Annotated in this window: 19 protein-coding genes and 2 pseudogenes; 9 read left to right on the top strand and 12 right to left on the bottom strand. The window is 57.4% G+C overall.

The window, feature by feature from the left end:
* Positions 1–103 precede the first annotated feature (103 nt).
* Both ABFB10_RS18740 and ABFB10_RS18745 read right to left on the bottom strand, forming a co-directional pair.
* Entirely contained in the window at positions 104–229 is a 126-nt protein-coding gene (locus ABFB10_RS18740) for a hypothetical protein (RefSeq protein WP_347167655.1), read from the bottom strand.
* A 116-nt stretch (positions 230–345) separates the two neighbouring features.
* Positions 346–1,395: pseudogene (locus ABFB10_RS18745) on the bottom strand (multicopper oxidase family protein); the annotation flags it as partial.
* 221 nt (positions 1,396–1,616) lie between these two features.
* Between ABFB10_RS18745 and ABFB10_RS18750 the strand changes: the two are divergent.
* Complete coding sequence (locus ABFB10_RS18750; RefSeq protein ID WP_347167656.1) at positions 1,617–2,381, top strand: helix-turn-helix domain-containing protein; 765 nt, start codon at positions 1,617–1,619, stop codon at positions 2,379–2,381.
* Positions 2,382–2,743: 362 nt separating this feature from the next.
* Here the strand turns inward: ABFB10_RS18750 and ABFB10_RS18755 are convergent, their stop codons facing one another.
* Complete coding sequence (locus ABFB10_RS18755; RefSeq protein ID WP_347167658.1) at positions 2,744–3,526, bottom strand: hypothetical protein; 783 nt, start codon at positions 3,524–3,526, stop codon at positions 2,744–2,746.
* 286 nt (positions 3,527–3,812) lie between these two features.
* Positions 3,813–4,301: a MarR family winged helix-turn-helix transcriptional regulator gene (locus tag ABFB10_RS18760; protein WP_347168064.1), complete on the bottom strand. Its 489-nt coding sequence runs from the start codon at positions 4,299–4,301 to the stop codon at positions 3,813–3,815.
* A 31-nt stretch (positions 4,302–4,332) separates the two neighbouring features.
* Here ABFB10_RS18760 and ABFB10_RS18765 point away from each other — a divergent pair, with 31 nt between their 5' ends.
* Positions 4,333–4,788 (top strand): hypothetical protein, encoded by a 456-nt coding sequence (locus ABFB10_RS18765; protein WP_347167659.1) that lies wholly within the window; start codon positions 4,333–4,335, stop codon positions 4,786–4,788.
* 157 nt (positions 4,789–4,945) lie between these two features.
* Positions 4,946–5,638, top strand: a complete 693-nt coding sequence (locus tag ABFB10_RS18770; RefSeq protein ID WP_347167660.1) for an AraC family transcriptional regulator — start codon at positions 4,946–4,948, stop codon at positions 5,636–5,638.
* Here ABFB10_RS18770 and ABFB10_RS18775 read toward each other — a convergent pair.
* The 4 genes from ABFB10_RS18775 to ABFB10_RS18790 form a co-directional block, all read right to left on the bottom strand.
* A complete protein-coding gene (locus ABFB10_RS18775) occupies positions 5,600–5,923 on the bottom strand; it encodes a DUF1801 domain-containing protein (RefSeq protein ID WP_347167661.1) in 324 nt (107 codons plus the stop codon). The genes ABFB10_RS18770 and ABFB10_RS18775 overlap by 39 nt on opposite strands.
* A complete protein-coding gene (locus tag ABFB10_RS18780; protein ID WP_347167662.1) occupies positions 5,920–6,318 on the bottom strand; it encodes a VOC family protein in 399 nt (132 codons plus the stop codon). Before ABFB10_RS18780 ends, ABFB10_RS18775 begins: the two co-directional genes overlap by 4 nt.
* 355 nt (positions 6,319–6,673) lie before the next feature.
* Positions 6,674–7,288, bottom strand: a complete 615-nt coding sequence (locus tag ABFB10_RS18785) for a LysE family translocator (RefSeq protein WP_320177623.1) — start codon at positions 7,286–7,288, stop codon at positions 6,674–6,676.
* A gap of 2 nt (positions 7,289–7,290) precedes the next feature.
* The gene (locus tag ABFB10_RS18790) at positions 7,291–7,740 is read right to left on the bottom strand and encodes an Lrp/AsnC family transcriptional regulator (RefSeq protein WP_347167663.1); all 450 of its coding nucleotides are present in this window, start codon (positions 7,738–7,740) and stop codon (positions 7,291–7,293) included.
* Positions 7,741–8,429: 689 nt separating this feature from the next.
* Between ABFB10_RS18790 and ABFB10_RS18795 the strand changes: the two genes are divergently transcribed.
* The 3 genes from ABFB10_RS18795 to ABFB10_RS18805 all read left to right on the top strand — a co-directional run bounded on the left by ABFB10_RS18795 (position 8,430) and on the right by ABFB10_RS18805 (position 10,615).
* A complete protein-coding gene (locus ABFB10_RS18795; protein ID WP_347167664.1) occupies positions 8,430–8,906 on the top strand; it encodes a DNA mobilization endonuclease VirD1/MobC family subunit in 477 nt (158 codons plus the stop codon).
* Positions 8,903–9,649: a relaxase/mobilization nuclease domain-containing protein gene (locus ABFB10_RS18800; protein ID WP_347167665.1), complete on the top strand. Its 747-nt coding sequence runs from the start codon at positions 8,903–8,905 to the stop codon at positions 9,647–9,649. Before ABFB10_RS18795 ends, ABFB10_RS18800 begins: the two co-directional genes overlap by 4 nt.
* Before the next feature lie 78 nt (positions 9,650–9,727).
* A complete protein-coding gene (locus tag ABFB10_RS18805) occupies positions 9,728–10,615 on the top strand; it encodes a hypothetical protein (protein WP_347167667.1) in 888 nt (295 codons plus the stop codon).
* A gap of 121 nt (positions 10,616–10,736) precedes the next feature.
* Here ABFB10_RS18805 and ABFB10_RS24270 read toward each other — a convergent pair.
* Positions 10,737–11,941 (bottom strand): annotated as a pseudogene (locus ABFB10_RS24270) (TrbL/VirB6 family protein).
* 13 nt (positions 11,942–11,954) lie between these two features.
* On the bottom strand, positions 11,955–12,377 hold the full coding sequence (locus ABFB10_RS18820) for a hypothetical protein (RefSeq protein ID WP_347167670.1): 423 nt from the start codon (positions 12,375–12,377) through the stop codon (positions 11,955–11,957).
* Between the two features lie 578 nt (positions 12,378–12,955).
* Here ABFB10_RS18820 and ABFB10_RS18825 point away from each other — a divergent pair.
* From ABFB10_RS18825 to ABFB10_RS18835, 3 genes are all read left to right on the top strand, one after another.
* Positions 12,956–15,238, top strand: coding sequence for an ATP-binding protein (locus ABFB10_RS18825; RefSeq protein WP_347167671.1), 2,283 nt, complete (start codon positions 12,956–12,958; stop codon positions 15,236–15,238).
* 62 nt (positions 15,239–15,300) lie between these two features.
* Complete coding sequence (locus ABFB10_RS18830) at positions 15,301–19,008, top strand: hypothetical protein (RefSeq protein WP_347167672.1); 3,708 nt, start codon at positions 15,301–15,303, stop codon at positions 19,006–19,008.
* A gap of 263 nt (positions 19,009–19,271) precedes the next feature.
* On the top strand, positions 19,272–20,006 hold the full coding sequence (locus tag ABFB10_RS18835; protein WP_347167673.1) for a competence protein CoiA: 735 nt from the start codon (positions 19,272–19,274) through the stop codon (positions 20,004–20,006).
* A 106-nt stretch (positions 20,007–20,112) separates the two neighbouring features.
* Here ABFB10_RS18835 and ABFB10_RS18840 read toward each other — a convergent pair whose 3' ends face one another.
* Both ABFB10_RS18840 and ABFB10_RS18845 read right to left on the bottom strand, forming a co-directional pair.
* Entirely contained in the window at positions 20,113–20,613 is a 501-nt protein-coding gene (locus tag ABFB10_RS18840; protein ID WP_347167674.1) for a GNAT family N-acetyltransferase, read from the bottom strand.
* 177 nt (positions 20,614–20,790) lie between these two features.
* Positions 20,791–21,576 carry a class I SAM-dependent methyltransferase gene (locus ABFB10_RS18845; RefSeq protein ID WP_347167675.1) on the bottom strand — a complete coding sequence of 262 codons (786 nt, stop codon included), beginning with the start codon at positions 21,574–21,576 and terminating at the stop codon, positions 20,791–20,793.
* Positions 21,577–21,724: the final 148 nt, after the last annotated feature.

Consider the following 21,724-nt stretch of genomic DNA (forward strand, 5'->3'; position numbering starts at 1 on the left):
GCCGCGATCCGCCAGTGCCTTTCGCGCCCGGGCGTCGACTTCGTCGGTCCCTGTCCCGGGGATCATGCAATTGATCCCGCCGGACATGACCAAGCGCTTTTTCCTATTTCCGGAGATACTTGATCAGCGCCGCTATGGCCAAGACCAGCAGAACGAGGATCAGCAGGCCGAGCAGCCAGCCAAACCCCATGCCGAAACCCATTCCGGTGCCCATGTCGTTCCAGTTCATGACGTCTTCCTCCTGTTCTCCGGACTGCGAGAGGCCCGTCTCTGCGGATTTCGCAAGACAGCACCGCCGCAGCGGTCGGAAGGGTGGGGCGCCCGAAGCGAACGCCCCGCCTGCGCTCAGACCGAAGACGAGACCGCGAACTCGGTCATCATCCCGGTCTCCAGGTGCGGCATGTGATGGCAATGCAGCATCCAGCGCGCCGCTTCGCCCGCGTCCAGCGCCACGTCCACCATCGACATCGGCGGCACGTAGACCGTGTCGCGCAATGCGCCGGCAAAGCGCCGGCCATTGATGCCGACCACCTGGAACACGTGGCCGTGCAGATGCATCGGGTGCCCCATCATCGACATGTTGTGGAACGAAAGAACAACCCGTTCGCCGCTGCGCGCGACAACCGGCTTGTGCTGGCCCCAGACGGCGCCGTTGATCGTCCAGACATAGGGCTGCATCGAGCCGCCCAGCATCAGCATCTGGCTGCGATCCACAGAGCGCTCCGGCAGGGCCTCCATCGCGATCAGCCGTGCTTCCTGCGCAAGATCGATGTCGAACGCGGGCGCGTCTGCCTCTGCCAGGGCATCGACGCGCCGCACCTCGGCGCCGGGCGTGGCAAGGATCAGGCCGGTGCGCTCTCGCGCGCCTTCGCGCAGCGCAAGGATCGGCCAGGCGCGGCTTTCGTCCGGCAGGTCGATCTCGAGATCAAGCCGCTGTCCCATGGCCAGCCCGAACCGACTGCCCGTCAGCGGCTGTACCGCATGACCGTCCACCGCGACGATGCGCGCCTCTGCCGCGCCGGTATCGATCCAGAACACCGTGGCCGCCGAAGCGTTGATGACGCGAAGCCGGATGCGTCCGCCGCGCTCGACCTGCACCACCTCGGGATCCGACAGCGTCCGGTCGTTGGCGAGATAGGCATCCCAGTCGTAGTCGTTCAGATCCATGGCCATGCCGCCGCTCTGACCGCCCATGGCCGTCATCCCGCTCATGCCCGGCATCCGGCCCGTCGCGCCGTGATCCATGCCCGGCATGGCGCCGGTGCCGCCCATGGGTGTGCCCGGCGCGGGTTCGGCGCCGCCGTGATGCGCGTGCGCGCCGTGGCCGCCTCCTGCGTGGCCTTGGCTGATCTCGTCCAGCACCTCTTCCGGGGTCTTGAACGAGAAGTCGTGCAGGACTGTGCGGGGTGAGGGAAATCAACGGCTTGCGCTGGTGAACCGAAAAATCCCACCCCTTGATTTGATTGGGCTTTTCAGGCCTCTGGCGAACCGTTTCGGAGGTCCCAGAAACCGAAAGGCCGCTGACTGGGCTGGCACCCGTGTCAACGGCCAAATCGAAAAGTTTGCTCCGACTGGATACCAGATCGCAGGCGTGATCGCAATCGCGGGAGGGGCCGATGTCTGAGTTTCTGCCCTTCTGCAAGATCAAGCTGCAATACCTGCTGGAGATGGTCACCGATCACGAGTTGGACGACAACGCTCTGCGCGTGGCGCTCTACCTGGCGTTGGCCCATGCGGATCATGAGACCGGCGAAAGCCACCCCTCCTTTGAGACCATCGGTGCGGCTATCGGCAAACATGCCAAATCCGTCAAGCGGGCGCTGAACAAGGTCGAGGCGGCAGGCTATATGACCGTGGAGCGCGGGACCAACAAGGGGAAATCATCCCGCTACCGCCCGACCGAGGCGGCTATGCAGCGGGCCTCGGATCGGCGCCGTGAAGGGGACAAGGTTGTCCCCCTTAGCCGCACCAAAGGGGGACAACCTTGTCCGCAAAGCGGGACAGATTTGTCCAGCAAAGGGGGACAAAATCGCCCCCCGAATAGAGAACAAGAACTTAGAAAAGAACGGCTGGTCGCGTCTGCGCCGGATTTGCCTGATGAGGGGCAATCCGGCGAAACACGCCCAGATGGTCGGCGGCTGGTTTTTGTGCCAAGGGGTATCTGTTTCGTCAGGGATTGGGACAAGAGGCTGGAAGAATATGGTATGGGGGCGTTGGAGCGAAACCTATCTGTATCGCCTCATGGTCAGCATGTCGGTTTCTGGTTGCCTGCACGGACTCCCGCACCACGGGACAGTTCAGAATGGCGAGAACAGCTTGTCGTGATGCGCGATATGTACCGGCAGGCATGGGCACATAAGGATTATCGCCATGTTGGCTGAACTCGGCCCCATGGTGACGCTGCCTCATCGACCGTCACGAATACGTCCTGAACGTCTCCGGCGCTTGACGGTACCGTGCTACTTTCGCGGGTCTTCTTGCGCTGGAGGAGAGCCAGAAACATCCTCATCATGAGCTTTGAACACCCATTCCCGGGCCGGTTCGGCTTTGCCTTGCGCAATGTCCAAGGCTTCCTCAGCGCTCCGAACCAAGGCTTTGCCAAACTTCATCTATGACGCTCCTCGATTCAGGCGGCAACTGATCGGCCGGTGCTTGCGCGCCGGCCGTCGCGGCCACGGGCGTCTCCGCCCGTTCCGCTCGATCAGGTTACTGGCCGGGCCATCAAAAGCAACCCGGCGGGGCGTCAGTTTTCCGCCAGTGCGGCGCGATAGTCCGCTGTGACGGCTTCGACCTGCGCAATCTGCCCGTCGATCTCGTCGAGATCGATGCGCGGCAGCGGCGGCACGGACGAGAAAATGCGGTCGCCGGGCTCCGGCAACTCAAAGCCGTCTATCCGAGCCTCGAATCTTTCGATCTGCTCGACCTCACGCCGCAGCGGCTCGCCAGTGCAAACCGCCGGCAGGCCCCGGTTGAACAGGCTATGCACCCTGTTCACCTCTTGCAATTCTTCACGGAGCCCCCGCAGGTTTGTGCAGGCGGGGGCCAGAATATCGCGCCGTTCCTGAAGCCCGGCCTTCAGTTCCTGCCCTGCGGCGGCGGCCTCGGCCAGTTCTGCTTTCATGGCCTCGATCTTTGCGGCGTCCTCAGCCGCGCGTTGCTCGGCCCGCGCCGCTTCCTGCGCATCATCCAGCGCAACGATCCGTTCGGCCAGCTCCGCACGTTCGAAATCTTCCAAGGTCAGCTCCGTGCTGTTGCGCTCTGAATCGTTCAGCCAGCCTTGAAACCGCTTGCGACATTCGGTTTTCACCATGCCCAGCATGTCCTGAGGCACGTCCTGATAAACCGCCTCATTGATCCCGCCCAGGACCTCGGCGCATTCGCGCGTTTTCGTCGTGATCTGCGCAGGCTCACCGCCGTCGCCCAGAAGGGCGATAAGCTGTTCGTCGCTGATTTCAGCCAAGTCTTGCTTACAGGCCGCGAGAGCCAGCGCCGCACATCCAGAAATGAAAATTGTGTTAAACCGCATTCCTACCTCACTTTTTTGTTCTGTGACGGAATAGAAAATTACAGTCCATAGCTGAATCCACAGAAGCGCCATAGGCGAAATTGCGCCTGTTCCTCACCTTCTGGAAATATCTACCGTGCATCTTCGGTCAACGCCTTCGCGAGAGGTTAGCAAGGGCATCGAGCGTGGAGACCCCAAAATATCGAAACGCTTGATGCCCTTGCGGGAGCGGCAGAGCGGAGGTTTGTGACATGCGCGGCGAAATCTGGCTGTGAGGTAATAGCTGGTCTACGCGAAGGCGCATATGTTAGCTTTTGCTGCCTGTCTCATTAGAAATGCTCGTGATCACCTTTTGCATCAGGGCGACGAACTGGTCCCTTTCGGCTTTCGACAGTCCAGCCAGTTCAAATTCATTCTCGTCCAGGGCTGCTGAGACGGCAGGAACGCGCAGGCCCTTGGCTTGCTCGGTTAACCAGACCCGCTGCACGCGCCCGTCGTTTTCGTCTTTCTTTCGAACAATCAAACCATCGCGCTCCATCCGCGCCAGGGTGTTGGCCATCGTCGCCTGCTCAATGTCCAGCCGTTCAACCAGCTCTTTCTGGGTGAGGCCGTCCGCTTCCCATAGTTCAAGCAGTGCCGGAAAATTACCGGTTGTGAGGCCGAGCGGTTTGATGCGTGCCGTCAGACCGCGCGCGAAGATGCGTGCCAGATGGTTGAGTAGGTAGCCCGCAGACTGGTTTTTTTGAACTCCATAGCGCTTTTTAGCACTTGCATAGCAAGCTATGCAATAATATATAGCAGGCTATATAATTTACGGAGAAAAATCGATGATGAAAGTTGCCCATCCCATCGCCGGTACCCTGGCGCTTGTCATGATCATGACGTTCTGGGCGTCGACCGTATTTTCCGAACTCTTCGCGAGCACCGTAGTTGTCACCACGATCAAGACATTGATCCCCTGGGGCTTCCTGATCCTTGTGCCCGCTTTGGCAATAACCGGAGCGTCCGGTTTCAGGCTTGGCAAAACCTGGCGTGGGAAAGTGGTTACACGGAAACGGAAGCGAATGCCCATCATTGCGGTCAATGGACTCCTGGTGCTTATTCCATCCGCGCTCTACCTGTCGGTCAAAGCCCAGGCCGGCGCTTTCGACACCGGGTTCTATGTCATCCAGGCATTGGAGCTTATCGCCGGGGCGGCAAACATCACGCTCCTTGCACTAAATATGCGCGACGGATTGCGGTTGTCGGGCAAACTGCCCCGCAGACCAGCTCTAGGCCGCTGAAGACTGTTGATGGCACGGAAAGCAAAGCAGCCACTTCTGCTGACCGGGCTAACGGCATGTTGTCCCACATCTTTCCGGTTCGCGGTACGACATGCGAGGGAAAAGCAGGTGTTCCTGCCCACTGGATCAAGGACCGCCTTTGGTTCATGTTGGGCCTATGCGTTGCCCTGCCAATGATAACAATCCGCGCGTTCATCGCTGGACCTACACCTCTGCGGCGGATGAAGTATCGGTCGTATTGCCCGATGGATGTGTCGATATCCTCGTCTCTTCCTGTGGTAAGACCGGACGCGATCTGGTTCGCGTTACTGATTGGGATTTTTCGCCAAGACAGGTGAGGCTCACGGCGGGAATGTCCTTGATTGGCTATCGCTTACGGCCTGGGGCTACCGTATCGCTGGCCGATCTCCAGATCGAAAACCACGACCCTTCAAATCTGGGCGCAGAGATCGGGGATAGAATAAGGCATGATCAGGAAATTACCGAGATCATTGATGCCCTCGGCCTTCCAGGCAGCAGCGTGGAGCGGCTGGCCAGGCAGCAGGGCGTATCGGAGCGGACCCTGCAACGTCACTTCAAGAAACTGTCCCTTCCCACTCCGGTCTTCTGGCGTCAGCTGGGGCGGGCCAGACGGGCTGTTCAGGCATTGCCATACCGCGTTCCGCTCTCAGAGATCGCATTGGAATATGGCTACAGCGATCAGGCCCATATGACGAGAGAGTTCGTGCGGTGGTTTGGACGGACGCCCGAACAACTACGCCGAAACTCAAGCGCCATGGACGATCTGGCGCAACCTGGTCTGGGTAACTGGTCAGAGGAAATCCCCCTGAAGCCCGCGGGCTTGGCGTAGAAAATCTTCGCATCGCTTTTGGGTGATGTCAGACAGGCGGGCGATTTTGATGTGGCGGCGATGTTTGCCACGGCCTTCCAGAATTCCATCGGGATCGTCCAGCTCCGCGCCATGGGTAAATTCCAGGGACACGTGGTTTGTGTAGGCGAAGACACCGCAGAACTGCGATTTGGCATGTCCGGGGGCACTCTCGACAATTATGCCGCCATATTTTTCAAAGAATGCCGCGTTGGGCTCAACCGTCAGGATCAGGGCTTTCACCTGCTCGAATATCTCGTTCATCATGGCGTCACTCCGGCAGTTGCACCGCAGAGCAAATCTCGATCAGGTAGCCATTCGAGATCGGCAACATATGAGGTCGTCTGCCCCCATGGCTCATCCCGCGCATCCTGAATGAGCGTAGCGCCAGCATCGACGGCCCTTTTCAAAGCGCCCTTAACGTCATCCGTCTCGAAGGCGATCTCGAATGTCGGGGCGTCCGGTCTGGGTGAAGCAGGATTCTTCTCCAGCTGGCGCATCAGCGCTTTTGAGGAAAAGGCCAGTTTGGTGGCTCCAGTCATCAGCTCACCGTAGTCGCCGCTTTCGTGAAGGAAAGCGCGTTCAAAACCAAATGCCTTTTCGAAGAAATCCACGGACGCCGGGACGTCATCCACGTATAAAATTGTATAGCGAAAGATCATTTAAAGGTCCTCAGACAGGGTTGATGCAAGTTGGCACTACACCCCATCGAGATGATATGTCTTGAAAAAAGCCGACAATCATCGGCTGTGCTGCGTTCGTTGTTTTGGGGCTCAGCCGTCCGCCGCTGCTCTTTTCATGAACATTGGCGTTGTCGGTTGAACTGCCCAGGCCTGCCGACAGTCTTCGACTGCCCCATGCCCACTTCGTCATCGATCAAAGCGCTCTGAATCAGTTGCGTTGCGTTTTGCGCGCGCCTTTTCAATTGCGTTACTGTCTACGCCGCCGATCCGACAAGAGACCGTCAACATCCATAGCAGCACCGAATACATTTCCTGTACCTTCCTACTGGCTGGTTCAGACCAAGGCCGATGTTACCGCCCAGACGCCAAAGCCGATCAGAACAGCGCCGGACAGGCGTGAGACCCAGATCGTGAAGCCTTCGGGCAGGCGGTGATGCACCAGCGCGACACCGCCGCTGAGCAAGCTCCACCACAGCATTGATCCGGCAAAGACTCCCGCCACCACCGGCCATGCGCCTGAAAACCCCGAGGCCGAGGCGAGCCCCAGACCGGCGAACAACGCCGCGAAGGACAGGATCGTCATCGGGTTGGTGATCGTCAGCAGGAAGGTTGCCGCGGTCGTTCCCAGCAAATCGCGCGCCGATATCTTCGCCGCCGCACGGGGCGGTTTCGGTGTCAGGCTTTTCCAGCCCAGCCACAGCATGAACGCTCCGCCGATCAGCCGCAGCGGCGTGTCAATCTGCGCCAGCACGCCTGAGAACGCGGCAAACCCCATGGCCGCGAGTGTCGCGTAGACACCATCGGCCAGCGCCGTGCCCAAGCCGCCCGCCGCCCCGGCAATGAAACCGCGCTCCAGCGTGCGGTTGATGCAAAGCGCCCCGATAGGGCCGAGCGGCGCGGCGATGGCCAGCCCGAGTAGAACGGACTTCAGGAACAGGGTGGGGTCCATGGTTACACTTCCTTTGGCGTAAACGAGCCGGGCACGGGCGAGGACAGGGCGATCACGGTTTCGCTGCGCCCGAGGAAACGATGCTCCTTCAGGTCGGTCAGAAACCCCTCGATCTCGGGCGGGGCGTTGACGCGGAGCTTGACCAAGTAGGCCCATGCCCCGGTGACATGGTGGCATTCCAGGATCAGCGGGTGGTTTTCCGCATATTCGCGAAAAGCCGTTTCATCTGCATCTTCGCGCAGCGCGATCCAGACGAACACCAGCGTCTGCATCCCCATCGCCGCCGGATCGAGATCGAGGGTAAACCGGCGAATGGCGCCCGAGGCGGTCAGCCGCCGGATGCGCTCGTTCACGCTGGACGGGGCCAGTCCGACAGTGCTGCCGATATCCGCCAGCGATCTTTTCGCATCCAGGGCCAGAAGGCCGATGATTTTGAGGTCAATGTCATCCATGGCCGCAAAATAACCTGCGCACATGCACTGTCAATGTAAAACTTACTACCTTTTGCTTGATTTTCCGAAGCGGGCGCGGGTCAAGTAGTGACCTGGCCGCAAGATCAACAGAAAAACGGGAAAGTTTCCGAAAATAGGGGCTTCTTCGCAGTCAAGTTTCAGAACGTAGCTGGGGCTTTGCGGCCTTTTCGGACTTTTCCGTTACTGAAGTGACGTGCCGGTACGTTGCCGCACCGCTGCAATGCTGCAATGCTGCAATGCTGCAATGCTGCAATGGGATATTGCTGTATTTCTGTAATGGGGGATAGCGGTTTTGATGTATTGCTGCGTTGCTGCAACGGGGCATTGCTGCATTGGGATATTGCTGCCCTGATGTCCCAAAATTGGAGCCTGGAACACAAAGAACGCCATAGCGGTCCGCTGGAGGCCGCACTGGTGTGCCCGGTTGTTTCGGGGTCATAGAACGGCGCTTTGCACCTCCTCCCCCTTACAACCGTTCCGTGGCGTTGTTCATTTACAATAGGTTGGCCCCTGCCGGAGGCGTCGCTTTTGTGTCTCGCACCCTTCGGGCGTGAGAGGCATCTGAGAGAGAGAAGGGAGAAGGGTTGGGTTTTTTGCGAGGCAGGATATATTCAAAAGTAGAACTTTTGCGAGTATAGAGAAAACCCAACGCCGACAGGCCATCCGCAATGATCAGAGATGACAAAGGCCAGGCGCCATGGAAGAGCCGCCGCATGAAGGGCGGCAACTGGGTGGGGGCTCCCAAAACCGGAGAGACCGGTCGCGTTGATCGTCCAATTTCAGTGAAGATGACGGCTGATGAACTGACTGATTTCGACAGGGAGATCGAACGCCGTGGCCTGAACCGAAACCGGGCGCTACGGATCGCCGTTCGCCGGGTCGCAAGGTTCGTGGAGGTCGATACAGAGACTTTGGCCCTCCTGAAGAACATGGACGCACAGCTTTCCGGTATCGCCCGAAACGTGAACCAGATCGCGAAGGCGGCAAACCAGAAGGACGACCCGCATTATCAGGATTTTATGAAAGAGCGTGCCCTTCTCGGAAAGGAGTTGATGCGGGTCCAGGACAAGATTCGAAAGATCATGGACACTGCGCAGCGACGTGGTGACGCAGACGCCCGCTTGCAAAAGGCGGGGAAACAATGAGCGACCTTGTTCTGAACATGCTCGCTCGTGGTTGGGCCGCGCCGCTTCATGTGTCTCCGCTCGATGCCATCATGGGCGAGGATTGGGCCATCGTCGATTTCGGGGAAGGTGGTCCGACGCGGCAACAAATACGCCGATCTCTTATGGAAGCTCACCGGCGTGACATTGCTTTGAGCGGTTCTCCCATGCCCACGACGGTGCCGGGCTACAGCGCGCAGGTGGTGGTCAAGATGGTGCGAACCGGGGGAGCGCGCGACGCGACCGGATTGAAGGCGCAAATGAATTATCTCGTACGAGACGGTGATGTGAAGCTGCATCGTTCTGAACAATTCATGGGCATAGAGATCGGGCCGGAAGAAGTCGAAAGTATGGTGGCAGGCTGGAACATGCCGACAGATGGGCGCGGCAAGGCAGATCGCACGTCGCATTTCATCGTGAGCTTTCCTCGTGAAACCGGCGTGATGGCGGTCGAACGGGCCGGACGGGCCTGGGCCGAGGAAATGTTCGGATCGGGCAACTATGGCGGCGACAGCTTCGATTATTACACGGCCTTTCACACCGACCGGGATCATCCCCATACGCATGTTGTCGTTCACCGGCGCGGGGTAGACAACGAGACGTGGCTAAAAGTGTCGAAGCGTAGCGATTTCAACTATCAGAACATGCGTGATGTGGCTGTGCAGGTAGGGAAGGCGGAAGGCATCGAGCTTGAGGCGACACCGCGTTTGGCACGGGGCGCATGAAGCCGCCCTATCCCCGATGCCGAGTATCGTCGTGCGCAGGCGGAGAGCCGCGAACCGAAAGCACCGGAGCATACGCCGGTGACGGTCGCGCGCAGCGCGGCGGCCATCATCCATTATGCCCGCAGCTTCTCTGCCGAAGCGAAATTGCTGAAAGGGCCGGCGCCCGAGCTGGCCGAACTTCTGCGTAACACCGCCGAAGCCATCCAGAACGGCCAGGAAGTCACAGAGAAATTCCACAGATCGACGGTCAGCGCGAAGGAAATCACGACTATGGCCGAGCGTGTTGAGACGGCCCGAGCCGAAGCCCGCGAGAAGTTTAGGCAGATGGACGAGGGGCTTGAGAATATTGATGATGCGGCCACCCATGTCCGGTTCATGCGCCAGGTTGCAGCTTTGAAGGCCGAAGCGGCCCCCTACATGGGCCAGCCCCAAATGACCGATTATCAGCGACCTGCCGAGCGGGGGCGCTTTGAGGGTATGGTGGCAAGAACACCCCGCGAAATCGAAATCAAAAAGGAAGCCGACAAACAGGTCCGCAAGATTGCCGAGAAGTATGGAGTAAACCCGAGCGCCACTGTCGAACGGTATTCCGGGGGCTCACCATCGAAGGCTCTGGCCGATCAGTATAGCGATGCAGAGGCGAGGGAGCGAGAACGTCACCGCAGCGAGCATGGCGACCATAAGGAAACCGCTGCGCAACGCGACCAGGAGTTTGCCCGGATGCACGACGAGATCGCCGTGATCTACGCTGCCGCCAATGCGATGGCCCGCGAGATCGGCGGGACCGTTGAAGGCCCTAAACAGCATACGGAAACCGTTCCGAGCATGGATGCGGCGGGCGCAAGCCACGCAACCGAAGTGAACGCTACGAAAAAGACCGCGCCCGAAGACCAACAGCGCCTCGATCAAGAGCGGCGCAACGCAGAAAGGAAAGCCCGCGAACGCGATGGTGGACGCGGGCTTTAAAGAGGTCTGACAGGAGCAAGGCTGTTCGGGACAGCCTACAACTTAGGCTGGCTTTGGCTTGGTGTGCCTATAGGCACGTTAACCTCTACCTCTTGCACCGCGTGGCGCATTGGGGCGAATATCATGATCCCCTCCGCTGGGAAGACCTCGCCACCTGAGCGCGTATGAGCTTGATTTTGGCGCTGTCTTCGCCTTCGCCTTTGTGCCGACGGATCTCTTCGGTGGTGCGGGCAGCCTTGTTGGAGCGAGCGGCTTCAATCATGCCTGCGCGACCGGCCTCCCGCCGTTCGGCGCGGCTGACCACGGAGCCGCGCTCGGCATGTTTCTGGCCGATTGTCTCACGGTTCCTTTTCATCGCATCCGAGGTCATCTTGGCGTCTTGCAGGGCGGCAGCAACCCGATTTCCGGGTTGTGCGGCGCGCGCCGCGCCAGCTGCCGACATGCCTTGCGTAACCCGTGGTCTGGTCGCGTCTATCGCGCGGGAGCCAACCGTTTTGCTCGCGCTTGCGGCGCTCCGCGCCTCCTGCAATCCGCTGGTCGTCGCTACGATTGTCCCAGCCAGGCCACTCACCATATCCGGCACCTTCGCCATCATAATGACGGCACCAAGCCCCACGATCAGAAAGCCTGCTGCCTGGCTCAACTCTTTCGCCTTCCCAGCGTCGTCGATCACTCCCTCCCCGACGCCGACGACCGCCCCCATGATGCCAGCTGAGACCAGTGGGATCATGGCAAAGCCAATCGTAAATTTCGCCCAGCTTTCGAACAGGCTGTTGGTGGCCTTGAATAGCAAAGTCGGAACGAAGACAGGGGCAAGAGAGACCGACATGGCCAGGCCAATTTTCCGATGGAGGTGACGATGATCGCCACGCAAGCCATCAATGCTCCCAAAACCCATACCAGCACGGATGTAATGCTGATCCCGATCAACCCGCTTTGATCTCCGGCGCGATCCGAGAAATCGAACAGCCCCGTAATCATGCGATCCAACGCCTCATTCAGGTTTGGCGCGTCCGTCGCGCCCAATAGGGCTGCACCGATGGAACCCGGCGTTTCTGTTATGATGGTGTAGATTGGCTGGAACGATGCCCAACTGGTCGCCACGGCGAAGACCAGAATGTAGCGTATACTCCATTTCATGTAATCCGAGGCCCGTATCGGCGCCCATTGAAGGAGAGCATTCGCGGCGATGAAAGCGACCCCTACGATCCCCATGGCATCCACCATCTTTGCGACGGGCTCGCCAAATGTTTCGAAAACGCTTTTGGAATATCCTTCGACAGCATCGTCAATCAGCTTCATTGTATCTGCAATATGCGTCGCCATACTCGTGCCTCCGTTACTCGATAGCGCCGACGTCGCGGCAGTAGGCTAGCGCGGCACTGGCTCCGCTATCCTCTTCTTGCAGGGCCAAATAAATCGGACGAACCGCGCTGCGTGGCAGCTCCCAGAACTCTTCCGGTACCATCGCTTCAATCTCGTCCCAGTTCCGCCGGTCGTTCAGGCAGGCGATTTCATATGGCTGGCCCTTTGCGAAGGCTTCACATTGGGCGCGCATGTGTTGGGCATCCCACCGGTCACGGTATTCCTGAAGCACACGCATCATTGCGCGGTTGGGTGCGCGCGCCCTGATTTCATCATCGTCGATGTTGGTCGCGCCATCGCAATGCCAGGCATTTTCCGCAGCGATAGTGATCACTGGGGAAGCGATCAACGATGTCGCCATCGTGATTGCCGAAAGTTGCTTTCTAATAGTGAGCATTTTGCCCTCCTTTTTCGCTGACCCGATTCTACCGGACAGGTCAAAAACGCTACAGGAGGTGGAATTTATTTTTAAATTTCAATTGCATAACAACTTTCAAACTTGAGGCGTCAGGAAGCCAACTTGAGCCCTCAAGACCGAAAGTTATGCATCGAACAGAATGGCTCGGTGCCGTCTTCCGACAATGCAATGCGTGTCTCTGTTGATCACAGCCCCGCGCATGGCAAGTTGCACTATTGTAGTCAGCCCAATCAGGGCATTCGTAGAAAACGCAGATGAACCTGGGCGCTAGCACGAAGGGCGGAGAACTGCCATTCGCTGCAGGTGCGATTGCCGCATGGCGTATCGCTGAAAGCAGTCGTTCACTCCGACTTCAGCGATGCCGAGGCGGCTAGACGTAGACGGTCTCTAGATCTCCCGTTTCTCCTCATCTGCCCAAAGACGCTTCTTCCGCCCGCTCAAGGAGTGCCGCATAGTACCACTATCGATGGTGGAGACTGAGCCTCCGCCAAACGCAAGGGTTAGGTAGGGTTCAACGGACGCTTACGTTCAACCTGACGCCGAAGAGTGTTTTAAGTATGCCAAAATTGACCATTGATCCCCAAAAACCTCCAAGCGAAGGCGAACGTGCTGCCCGTCGTGGCTACTTGCGTCAAGATGATTTTTCCGCGCGCCGCATCTACTCATTGCTTCTTGAACGCTCGTTCGCCTGGGTGGGATGGGCGGATCGCGATGCAGGTGTTCTGGATGATCTTGTCCTAGGTACTACTGACGGCGTTTTGGCGCACCAGATTAAGAGTTCGAAGAACCCTCAAGGTATAGGCGTAACGGCGCTGCTCTTGGGAAAAGGTGAAGAGGTCAAGCGGCTCGCATCATCCTTTCTAATGCTTCGGAAGCAATTTCCAGATGAAAAACTGCGGCTGATCTATGTAACCGACGATCCTCTCACTAAGAATGATTGCCTGTTGAAGGATGAGGACGAGGCATCCACTGAGCAGTTCATGCGAGACTGGAATGCCAACCGTTTCCTATTTGAGAAATTCAAAAACACCAAATGGAAGCCGCTACTTGATCAGCTGCGTCGGGTTTCGGAACTAAATGACGCGGAGTTCGCCGACTTCTTTACTTGTTTTGAAGTGGTCGCCGGAAGTTCCGTTTCGCGTTTGATCCCATCTTCTGACGATGTTCAGGTCGAGCAACAAATCCTAGGCCTGCGTGACAGAATTCCAGCATTGATCGTGGAAAACGATCAGAAGAGCCGATGGTCGCGGCAAGAGCTCCTTCAGGCACTCAACTGGCCGGATAGCTACCGGCTTCGTTTTGACCACCGGTTTCCGCTAGGGAATTTCGTCCAAAAGAACGAACAAACGGAAGCCGAACTGCAAACGGCAATTGATAACTGTTCGTCCGGGTATCTTGGGTTGGTTGGCCCACCCGGCTCTGGGAAATCGACGCTACTTCAGCGAGCCCTCAAAGGAAAACCTGGCGTTCAAGTGCTTCGTTACCTCGCATTCGTACCCGGTAGCGCTCAGGGGCAGGGACGCGGGGAAGCAGACAACTTTTTTGACGACCTGAACGCTCAGTTTTCGGAAATCCTCGGCGGCAGCAAGCGGCTGTTTGAAACCAGTCGGCTCGGACGCCAACGTGCCTTTGAAGGTTCTTTGCTCCGTGCGGGCAAGGAGTTCAGCGAGAACGGCACCAGATTCATGGTTGTGGTCGATGGATTGGATCACATTCCAAGGGAAGAGATGCCCGATAGGTCTCTTCTCTCCGCGTTGCCGTTACCCGATGCTGTGCCGGATGGTGTCGTGTTTGTGTTGGGAACGCAGCGGATCGATCTATCAGACATGCCCGTAGCGGTGAGGAGCCAAGCTAGTAAAAAAGGGCGACAAGTCAGCGTCCAGCCTCTGAACTTCGGCGCGACAAAACGCATGTCCGATCAACTCGGTCTTCCAATTGAAATAGACCGACGATCGGTTCATGACGTCGGGCAAGGGCACCCCTTGGTCACTCGATATTTGGTGGAACTGCTCCGACAGGACCCCACCAAAGCGGATGACCTGCTGGGCGGGGCCTTCGTGTTCGACGGCGATCTCGAAAAGGTCTACGAAACAGCTTGGCTTGGCGCGTCGTCTTCCGACGGTGCCACTCTCGTTCAGCAAGTCTTGCTCTTGATCGCTTTTGCACAGGGAGGGATCGAGCCAGACCTTCTTGCATCAGCCACCTCTGACGAAGCCGTGGAAACGGCGCTCAAATACGCGGGTCACCTACTCCAGAAAAAGCGCGATTATTGGGACGTATTCCACAACAGTTTTCGCCTCTTCTTGAGAGAGAAGGCTGTACTCCGCTTTGGAAAACCGGACGAGGCCTTCCGGGCTCCAAAGGTCTACTCAACTCTCGCGGAACTCTCTGGGAGGGCAATGGAATCCAGCCCACAGAGATGGCTCGCATTTCGATATCTTTTTCTTGCCGGTGAACATGAGCGAGCACTGGCGATGTCGGGGCGGCAATTTTTTGTCCAACAGTATCTGGATGGACGGTCTCCATACGATGTTCACGGGGACATCTCTGATGCCTATCGGTTGGTCGAGAATGACCGTGATCCGGAAAAACTCTTTGATCTCATGCTTGCCGGCGATGAGGTATCTCGCCGGTCTGAAGTTTTTGAGGGCGTCGATCCGCTGATCGATGCCTACCTCGCGGCGGGGCTTTTTGATACGGCGATTGAGCAGTTACGTCACACCCATCCGGCAGGGAAGGAATGGCTGGTGGTGGATGCCCTCCTCGAACAAGGGCGGCTCGATCAGGCAAGGGATTTGTTCGAAGAGGCTGACCTTTTTGGGGGGCATTCGCCAGTTTAAATGTGCATACCCGAGGCGAAGACCGAGCCGCATTAGAGTGGGCGCGACGAGCCGTGCGTTTCATGGATCGTTCATCGCTTGTCACAACCCTGAAGGACTACCTGACGGGGCTGCAGCACGAAAACCGTCATTCTCCTCACGAGGCTGATCTCGAAGAGGTCACAGAGCACTTGCGATACTGCCTTGCTCGGGCTTCGGTCGAGCTCACAGAGTACTCAAATGTAGACGAACTCCTAGCTTTCTGGGCTGTAGACGAAAACGCAATACCGCTGCTCCGTTTGGAGCACGCAGAAAACCTGTTCGCCGGTGGCGACGCGGAAAGCGGGTTGCAAGTTCTGAAGACTCTCACCGAATGTTCTTCGTTCCAGGACTTGCATTCCTCATGGCATCTCTCTGCAGCTCGAATGGCATTCCGTGCCGGTGATCAGGCGCTTGCGCGATCGATCGCGAAGCTGTTGTCACCCAAGCCACTCGACCACGAGCGATACCAGCTGTTTGAGGCAATTGGTGCAGCCAGCGTGGAGTTGGTGTCCGTTGCGTCCTTGTTCTCGGCGCTCGATTTGCCTCTGCCGGACATCGTGACGCCCAAAGAACGCCTTTTCAGGGGTGCGCAACACCACTTGATTGAGTTGGGCCGTCAACTTGGTGCAGCCCGCACACGTGGTTCCCTCCAAGTTGGCGAGGTTTCTCGCGTCACATCAGAAGCGATGCAGTTCCTCGCGTCGGCGAGACTAACCAACGACGACGACTGGTCTGTCGGTCATCTGATGCCGACCCTGGCGGCGCAGATTGCGTTGGCACTCATAGAATTGATCAAGCAGGCCAAAGCAGACTACACGCCCTTGGTTCGCGCGTATGATCAACTTATCCTGCAAGAAGGAACGGCGTTTCGTTGGTGGCTTGGTTTTCGCCGGAAACTGATCCTTGGTCTCTTCAACTTGGATGGTGATCGCGAACGCGCGATCGAACGCTTGAACGCCGCGCTCCAGGATATCCGAGTTGATGATCCGCAAGAGGCGCTTTCAGAGAAAGTTGAGTTCGCAATCGCCTGCGCGAAGGTTGGCGATATTGAACCCGCACAGGCGATCTTGCGAGGTCTCCGGTCGGAAGCTCTCGGTTCGTATCGACCCGCAAAAAAAGATGGTGACTACGAACTTTGGACCGACGTGTTGGCGCTTGCCAACCAGGATGATCCCTCCAACCGAAAATCCCGTTCTCTTGTTGCGGTTCGCCTCGTTGATGGGCTGCAGAACACTAGCGGATATGACAAAGCGGCGCGAATGGCGCAACAGGTGCTTTTTGAAGCATCGGTTCCAGACGCAACTACGGCTTGGAGCGCAGTGCAATGGGCCACGGATTGTGGAGCATTTTCGTGGTTTGGTGTTCTTGACTCGTGCCTGCATGGCTTGGTCGTCAGGAGCCCGGAAAAGGCGAATGTCGCACTACTGGTGTGGTGCCATCTTGCACTGCCATGGCTTCATGATGGCTGGAGGAGCACGACTGAAACGGGTGCCTTCCTTGAAAGGCTATTCCAGGTTGCACCTCGCGAACAACTCGACGGTCTCGAAGAAGTAGTTGTCCACGCGATCGGAACAAACGCTCCACCCTACGTCAAGACCACGCTCCTTCGAATAGTCGAGGACGCTGCGAAAAAACGGTATGGTGGGGGGCTGGCGGAAACCGCCAGAAACAGGTGGCAATCCGAGGAGAAACCCGAAGATGAAGAAAACCCCGACAACCGAGACTACGGTCACTTGGTGGACTTCGGGCAAATCTCCGTCGAGATCGAACACGAGGCCCAATACCACAAGAAAAGAAACGAAAACTGGCACATTGGCGGGATTAGCCATGGCCTACGGAAAGCCATCGTTCGGGTGATTGGGGCTGCGACATGGGCAGAAACGGATAGCTTCCTAGGAGAACACCCGAAGGTCACAAAAGACTGGGAAATCGCGAAGGCCTTTGCGGAAAAAGCAGTTCAAGCGGGCAGAAGCGAACGTGCTAGGGAGATCCTAAAACCGTTCAAAGGAGATCTGGAGACCGGATGGAGTTGGCCTAGCAGCCGCGGTCGTTTCCGGCATCACCAGATTAGGCACATCGTTGGGGAGAGCGATGTACACAATGTCGCGCTTCACGATTTCGTCGAAGACATTGCGGTGACCAAGTACGGCGTCTCAACAACGCTGTGGTCGATTGATGAGATTTTCCCGCTCCTTTTTGAAACGGTGCCATGGGCCGGATTGTGGAACCGTTTAGAAGACAACATTCGGGCGGGACGAGATTTTCAGGCCGGGAGCGATCTGCCGCTCTCCGACGTGTTGAAGGACGATGATGAACTTGTCGTCAGGCTGGTGGAAATGAGCTTGGATTTGGGCGCAACTGACTTGGCACTTCAAGCGTCCAACCTAGTCTGCGATCTATTGGATCAGAGACAAGAACCTATCGTCGAGTCGCTCATAAGGAGGTTACTTGGCGGCGGTGGGGAAAAACGAATGCGTGCCATGGATTTGTTGGTGCAATCACATGAAAACAGAGATGTCCGACGGGCATTTCGGGATGATCTTTCAGACTTGGTTTCCGATCCGGACGTTGGTGTTTCTGCTTCGGCATTCTTCTTGGGTTCTAAGTGGGGGCAACCCTTGGAAATGCCTGCAACCGAACTACCGCCCTTCTATTCACTGGAATTCGCACTGGATGATAGGGCGAAAGGGACGGCATTGCGAGACGATCACTCACATGCGCTGTTGTTAGACGATGCCCTGGGTTGGACTGAACACTGGTTGCGTGTCGTCGAAGTACTGGAGGACTTCTCTGGTATCCCCGCCGTGAAAATTCGAATTCGAGTGGCTCGGTTGGTTAGTTCATGGGGCGGCATCAACGTGTTTGGGCACGAGGCCTCAAAACAACAAGAGGCGAAGCTATCGCGGGTTGGCATAAAGTTGACCTACCGCCGCCCGCACTCGGAGGTGGCAATTCGAGCACTGCGGCACGTTGCCCGCGAGCTTTGGTTTGCGGATCATCTCAGTTTTGACCAAGTACGCCTGGTTCTCCATGAACTACATTGTGATCCGGATCGCGCGAAACTCCCGATGATCGAAGAGAGGCCGCCCACGCTGCCCTGGCCAGATATTCCTCGGCATCTTTGGGGGGACAATCTGGATGAGTGGTTGGAAAATGTTGCCCTAGATGTCGCAGAAGCAGATCCGTTTTTTGGAATTGTGATCGGAGAGTTCCGAGAATGGAAGGCAAAGGATTCGCGAGATGTCTTGATTGTTGAGCAATTGATGTGTGACAGGCTGGAGTTTCCGGTAGTGCCGAGCCTTGATGAGGCGCTCTCCAAGCTCGGTCGTGTTGTGCGCATCGGATATTTGGTCGCTCTGGACGCAAGCAAGTCTCAGAAGCCAGACCCAGTGTGCCGTTTTTTGCCACATCAGCTCGACCTGAAGCCTTCGCAAGTTATCGTTCTCAATCCCGAGGTTGCAAAGCTACTGAATTGGCACAGTATCACCAATGATCCTTACGTGTACTATGATAGCGATGGAAATTGGCGCGCCAAGACGATTGTTTGGCGTGATGGCTTGTGTCAATCCATCGACGACGATGGGCGCTATGGGAACGGTCAAATGGTGACTTTGTCAAAGAAAGGTCGGGAGGCATACGAGCAATATTTTGGCCCGATCTCAATCAAATCCCACTCGTGGCGACGCACTGAGAAATCTGGCAAGAAGGATATCCAAGAGACTTGGAGGTTCGCAGTATCCAGCCAATAGGCGGACCATTCACCGCATCTTACCTTCGTTGGGTCAAGTATTAAGTCGGCATACCAATGTTGCGCGATGCACGAACGGCTGGACCGGCGGCGCTGTGCTGCGGCGTAGAGCGTGTCCATTGAGGTCTCCTTTGGGCCGAGTGGATTTTGGCTTTTGTGGACGATATCCTCAGCTGATTATCGTGTTCGTAGGACATCAAGGCTCTGAAAAATTTCAGCCCACTATACCTTGTTGCTCCCGCACCCCATGCCTAGGTCTTCAAGATGAGATTTGCGCTTTCCGAAGACATACGAGTAGAGGCCACTCCCGGCGCTGTTGGGCTCTGCCCTGGGTGCGGAGCACCGCTGATCGCAAAGTGCGGCTCGAAGAAAGTTTGGCACTGGGCCCATAAGGGACAACGCCATTGTGATGATTGGTGGGAGCCTGAAACCGACTGGCACAGATCGTGGAAGAACTATTTTCCTGCCGATTGGCAAGAGATTCCCTCCCGAGACAAGGCTGGCGAGTTGCATATCGCCGATGTCAAGGTTCCTAATGGTCTCGTGGTCGAGGTTCAGCATTCCGCCATCAAGTCAGTGGAAGCCAAAAAACGCACTCTGTTTCACGCCCCTATGATTTGGGTGGTTGATGGACTTCGACGCAAAACAGATAAGACCCAGTTCGAGAAAGCGCTCGGGTCTGAATTTTGGAGACGGCCTGAAAAACCGACTCTTTCGCGAATGTCGCCTTACGACGTGCGTTTGATTGAGGAGTGGTTCGATCTTCGGGTCATAGTCGCATTTGATTTCGGTGGAGAAGATGTCTGGCTCATGAGCGCTCGCGACTGGGCTTGCGGAATCGGGTTTTGGTACCAGAAAGAGAAACTCGTTGCGAATATCTGTGAGCGCACCGATATCCCATTTATCTTTACCGAGCATAAGAACCGCAGAGGCAAGGTGATCAAGCGCACACATTCGATCTCCAACTCGTTGCCCGAACGGCTAGGCGAGTCCAAATAGCGCACCTAAACTTCTAGCTAAGCGAATGCCGGGATTGAGGAAGCTGCGGTCCGGCGTCGAACGAACCCACCAATGTCTGGATTGGGCCGGACACGATTGGGTACCGTCATTTCGTTTGTGACTTCCGAACGAAAAGACTGAGGATGTCTCCCGATCCGTTCCTCCAGGTCTTGCCGACAGGGACGAACTTGAAGGATGGTAGCACACCTTTTTTCATCGTGGGATTGCTTGTGGTCGCAAAGACGCCGTTTCCGGTCGCAAGGAGCAGCACTTCTGCGACCAATGCTTTCGCTATACCTTGGCCGGAATATTTGGGCGAAACTGAGACATAGCCGAGCTCATACGGATATTCGCTTTCCGGCAGCGAGTAGCCCGCCTTTGCGGCTTCTTGAAGGCCAGATCGGTATCCGACCAGCGGAACTTTCAAGGCAGCAACGCCAACCGTTTGGCCATCAACTTCTGCGAAGATGATTTGAGCGCCCGGTCTTACCGCACCTCTCCGGACATAGTTCTCATCAACGGCACCGCCTGACCCAACCAACTCGACGAAGGTATCCACCTCTTCTTTTGTGGCGGTCGCACCAACAAGGGTTCTGTACTGGATCATACGGACTCTGAACGAACTGGAAGTTGGAAAGCTACTTAGACCGGATGACCATTTTGGGGAAGCTGCAATGCAGCACCGCTTCCTTATGTGGACGGCAGGTTTGGGCCGAGCGCATCATCGCGCCCTGCCAGGTGTGTAAGCGATCGGTTGCAGCGCCGCATGACCGCTCGAGCCCTTTCACGCCATTCTGTAGTATGCCGCCCGGCCAGAAGGACCGGGCGGCAACCAGATCAGCTCTTGTATGCCGAAACCATCAGCATCATCGGTACGTTCCATCTCTTCGGCCAGCTCCGGCATCGTCGCGATCTGATCCGGCGTCGGCGCAAATTCCTCGATCCGGCGCAGCGCGAAGCCCGCGCCGAGCAGGGTGTTGAGCGTGGTCGCCAGCGTCCGGTGATGCTTCAGCACCCCCTCCGCGAACCAGTCGGTGCGGCGTTCGCCCTCCATCGAATAGCCGTTGACCGGCCATGTCTTGCGACCGTCCTCGTCCTTGATCCAATGCGGATGGGTCGCGGCCATGAAGATCGGGTGTTCGATGGTAAAGATCAGATCGCCGCCGGGCGTCAGCGCGCGGTGGATCGCCCGCATCAGCCGCCCGAAGTCCTGCACGTAGTGGAAGGTCAGCGCACTAAAAACCAGATCGAACGCGGCGTCCGGAAGGTCGAGCGCGTCGAGATCGGCAATGCGATAGGTGATGGCGGCATCGTCAGTGTCGGCCCGCGCCCGCTCGATCATGTTCTGTGACAGATCAAGCCCCAGAACCGAGGCCGCACCGTTCTCGCGGAACCAACGGGATGCCCAACCGAAGCCGCAGCCCAAATCGGCCACACGCTTGCCTGTGACGTCCGGCAGCAACGCGCGGATGGCGGGCCATTCCGGCGCACCATCTAGCCCTTGCACCTGCCGGGGAAGCTGGCTGTAGCCAGCGAAAAAATCGGGATCGTCGTAGATATTCTGTGCCATGTGTGTCTCCAGAGAAAGGGGAGGACGAGGCACGTTTTCCACGCCAAAGTACCTCGTCCAAAAGGGCGAGGCCGAGGCTGGCAATCGGCGTGGTCAGGTCGCGTGATTGTCTTCCCGGCATCCCGCCAAGGGGATACCGTACCGACCG

Source organism: Ponticoccus litoralis (assembly GCF_039769985.1).
GTDB classification, from domain to species: domain Bacteria; phylum Pseudomonadota; class Alphaproteobacteria; order Rhodobacterales; family Rhodobacteraceae; genus Ponticoccus; species Ponticoccus litoralis.

Bases quoted from the DNA above. Each gene is read 5' to 3' on its own strand.
- ABFB10_RS18740 (WP_347167655.1), bottom strand. From the start codon at position 229: ATGAACTGGAACGACATGGGCACCGGAATGGGTTTCGGCATGGGGTTT.
- ABFB10_RS18750 (WP_347167656.1), top strand. From the start codon at position 1,617: ATGTCTGAGTTTCTGCCCTTCTGCAAGATCAAGCTGCAATACCTGCTG.
- ABFB10_RS18755 (WP_347167658.1), bottom strand. From the start codon at position 3,526: ATGCGGTTTAACACAATTTTCATTTCTGGATGTGCGGCGCTGGCTCTC.
- ABFB10_RS18765 (WP_347167659.1), top strand. From the start codon at position 4,333: ATGATGAAAGTTGCCCATCCCATCGCCGGTACCCTGGCGCTTGTCATG.
- ABFB10_RS18770 (WP_347167660.1), top strand. From the start codon at position 4,946: ATGCGTTGCCCTGCCAATGATAACAATCCGCGCGTTCATCGCTGGACC.
- ABFB10_RS18775 (WP_347167661.1), bottom strand. From the start codon at position 5,923: ATGATGAACGAGATATTCGAGCAGGTGAAAGCCCTGATCCTGACGGTT.
- ABFB10_RS18780 (WP_347167662.1), bottom strand. From the start codon at position 6,318: ATGATCTTTCGCTATACAATTTTATACGTGGATGACGTCCCGGCGTCC.
- ABFB10_RS18785 (WP_320177623.1), bottom strand. From the start codon at position 7,288: ATGGACCCCACCCTGTTCCTGAAGTCCGTTCTACTCGGGCTGGCCATC.
- ABFB10_RS18790 (WP_347167663.1), bottom strand. From the start codon at position 7,740: ATGGATGACATTGACCTCAAAATCATCGGCCTTCTGGCCCTGGATGCG.
- ABFB10_RS18795 (WP_347167664.1), top strand. From the start codon at position 8,430: ATGATCAGAGATGACAAAGGCCAGGCGCCATGGAAGAGCCGCCGCATG.
- ABFB10_RS18800 (WP_347167665.1), top strand. From the start codon at position 8,903: ATGAGCGACCTTGTTCTGAACATGCTCGCTCGTGGTTGGGCCGCGCCG.
- ABFB10_RS18820 (WP_347167670.1), bottom strand. From the start codon at position 12,377: ATGCTCACTATTAGAAAGCAACTTTCGGCAATCACGATGGCGACATCG.
- ABFB10_RS18825 (WP_347167671.1), top strand. From the start codon at position 12,956: ATGCCAAAATTGACCATTGATCCCCAAAAACCTCCAAGCGAAGGCGAA.
- ABFB10_RS18830 (WP_347167672.1), top strand. From the start codon at position 15,301: ATGGATCGTTCATCGCTTGTCACAACCCTGAAGGACTACCTGACGGGG.
- ABFB10_RS18835 (WP_347167673.1), top strand. From the start codon at position 19,272: ATGAGATTTGCGCTTTCCGAAGACATACGAGTAGAGGCCACTCCCGGC.
- ABFB10_RS18840 (WP_347167674.1), bottom strand. From the start codon at position 20,613: ATGATCCAGTACAGAACCCTTGTTGGTGCGACCGCCACAAAAGAAGAG.
- ABFB10_RS18845 (WP_347167675.1), bottom strand. From the start codon at position 21,576: ATGGCACAGAATATCTACGACGATCCCGATTTTTTCGCTGGCTACAGC.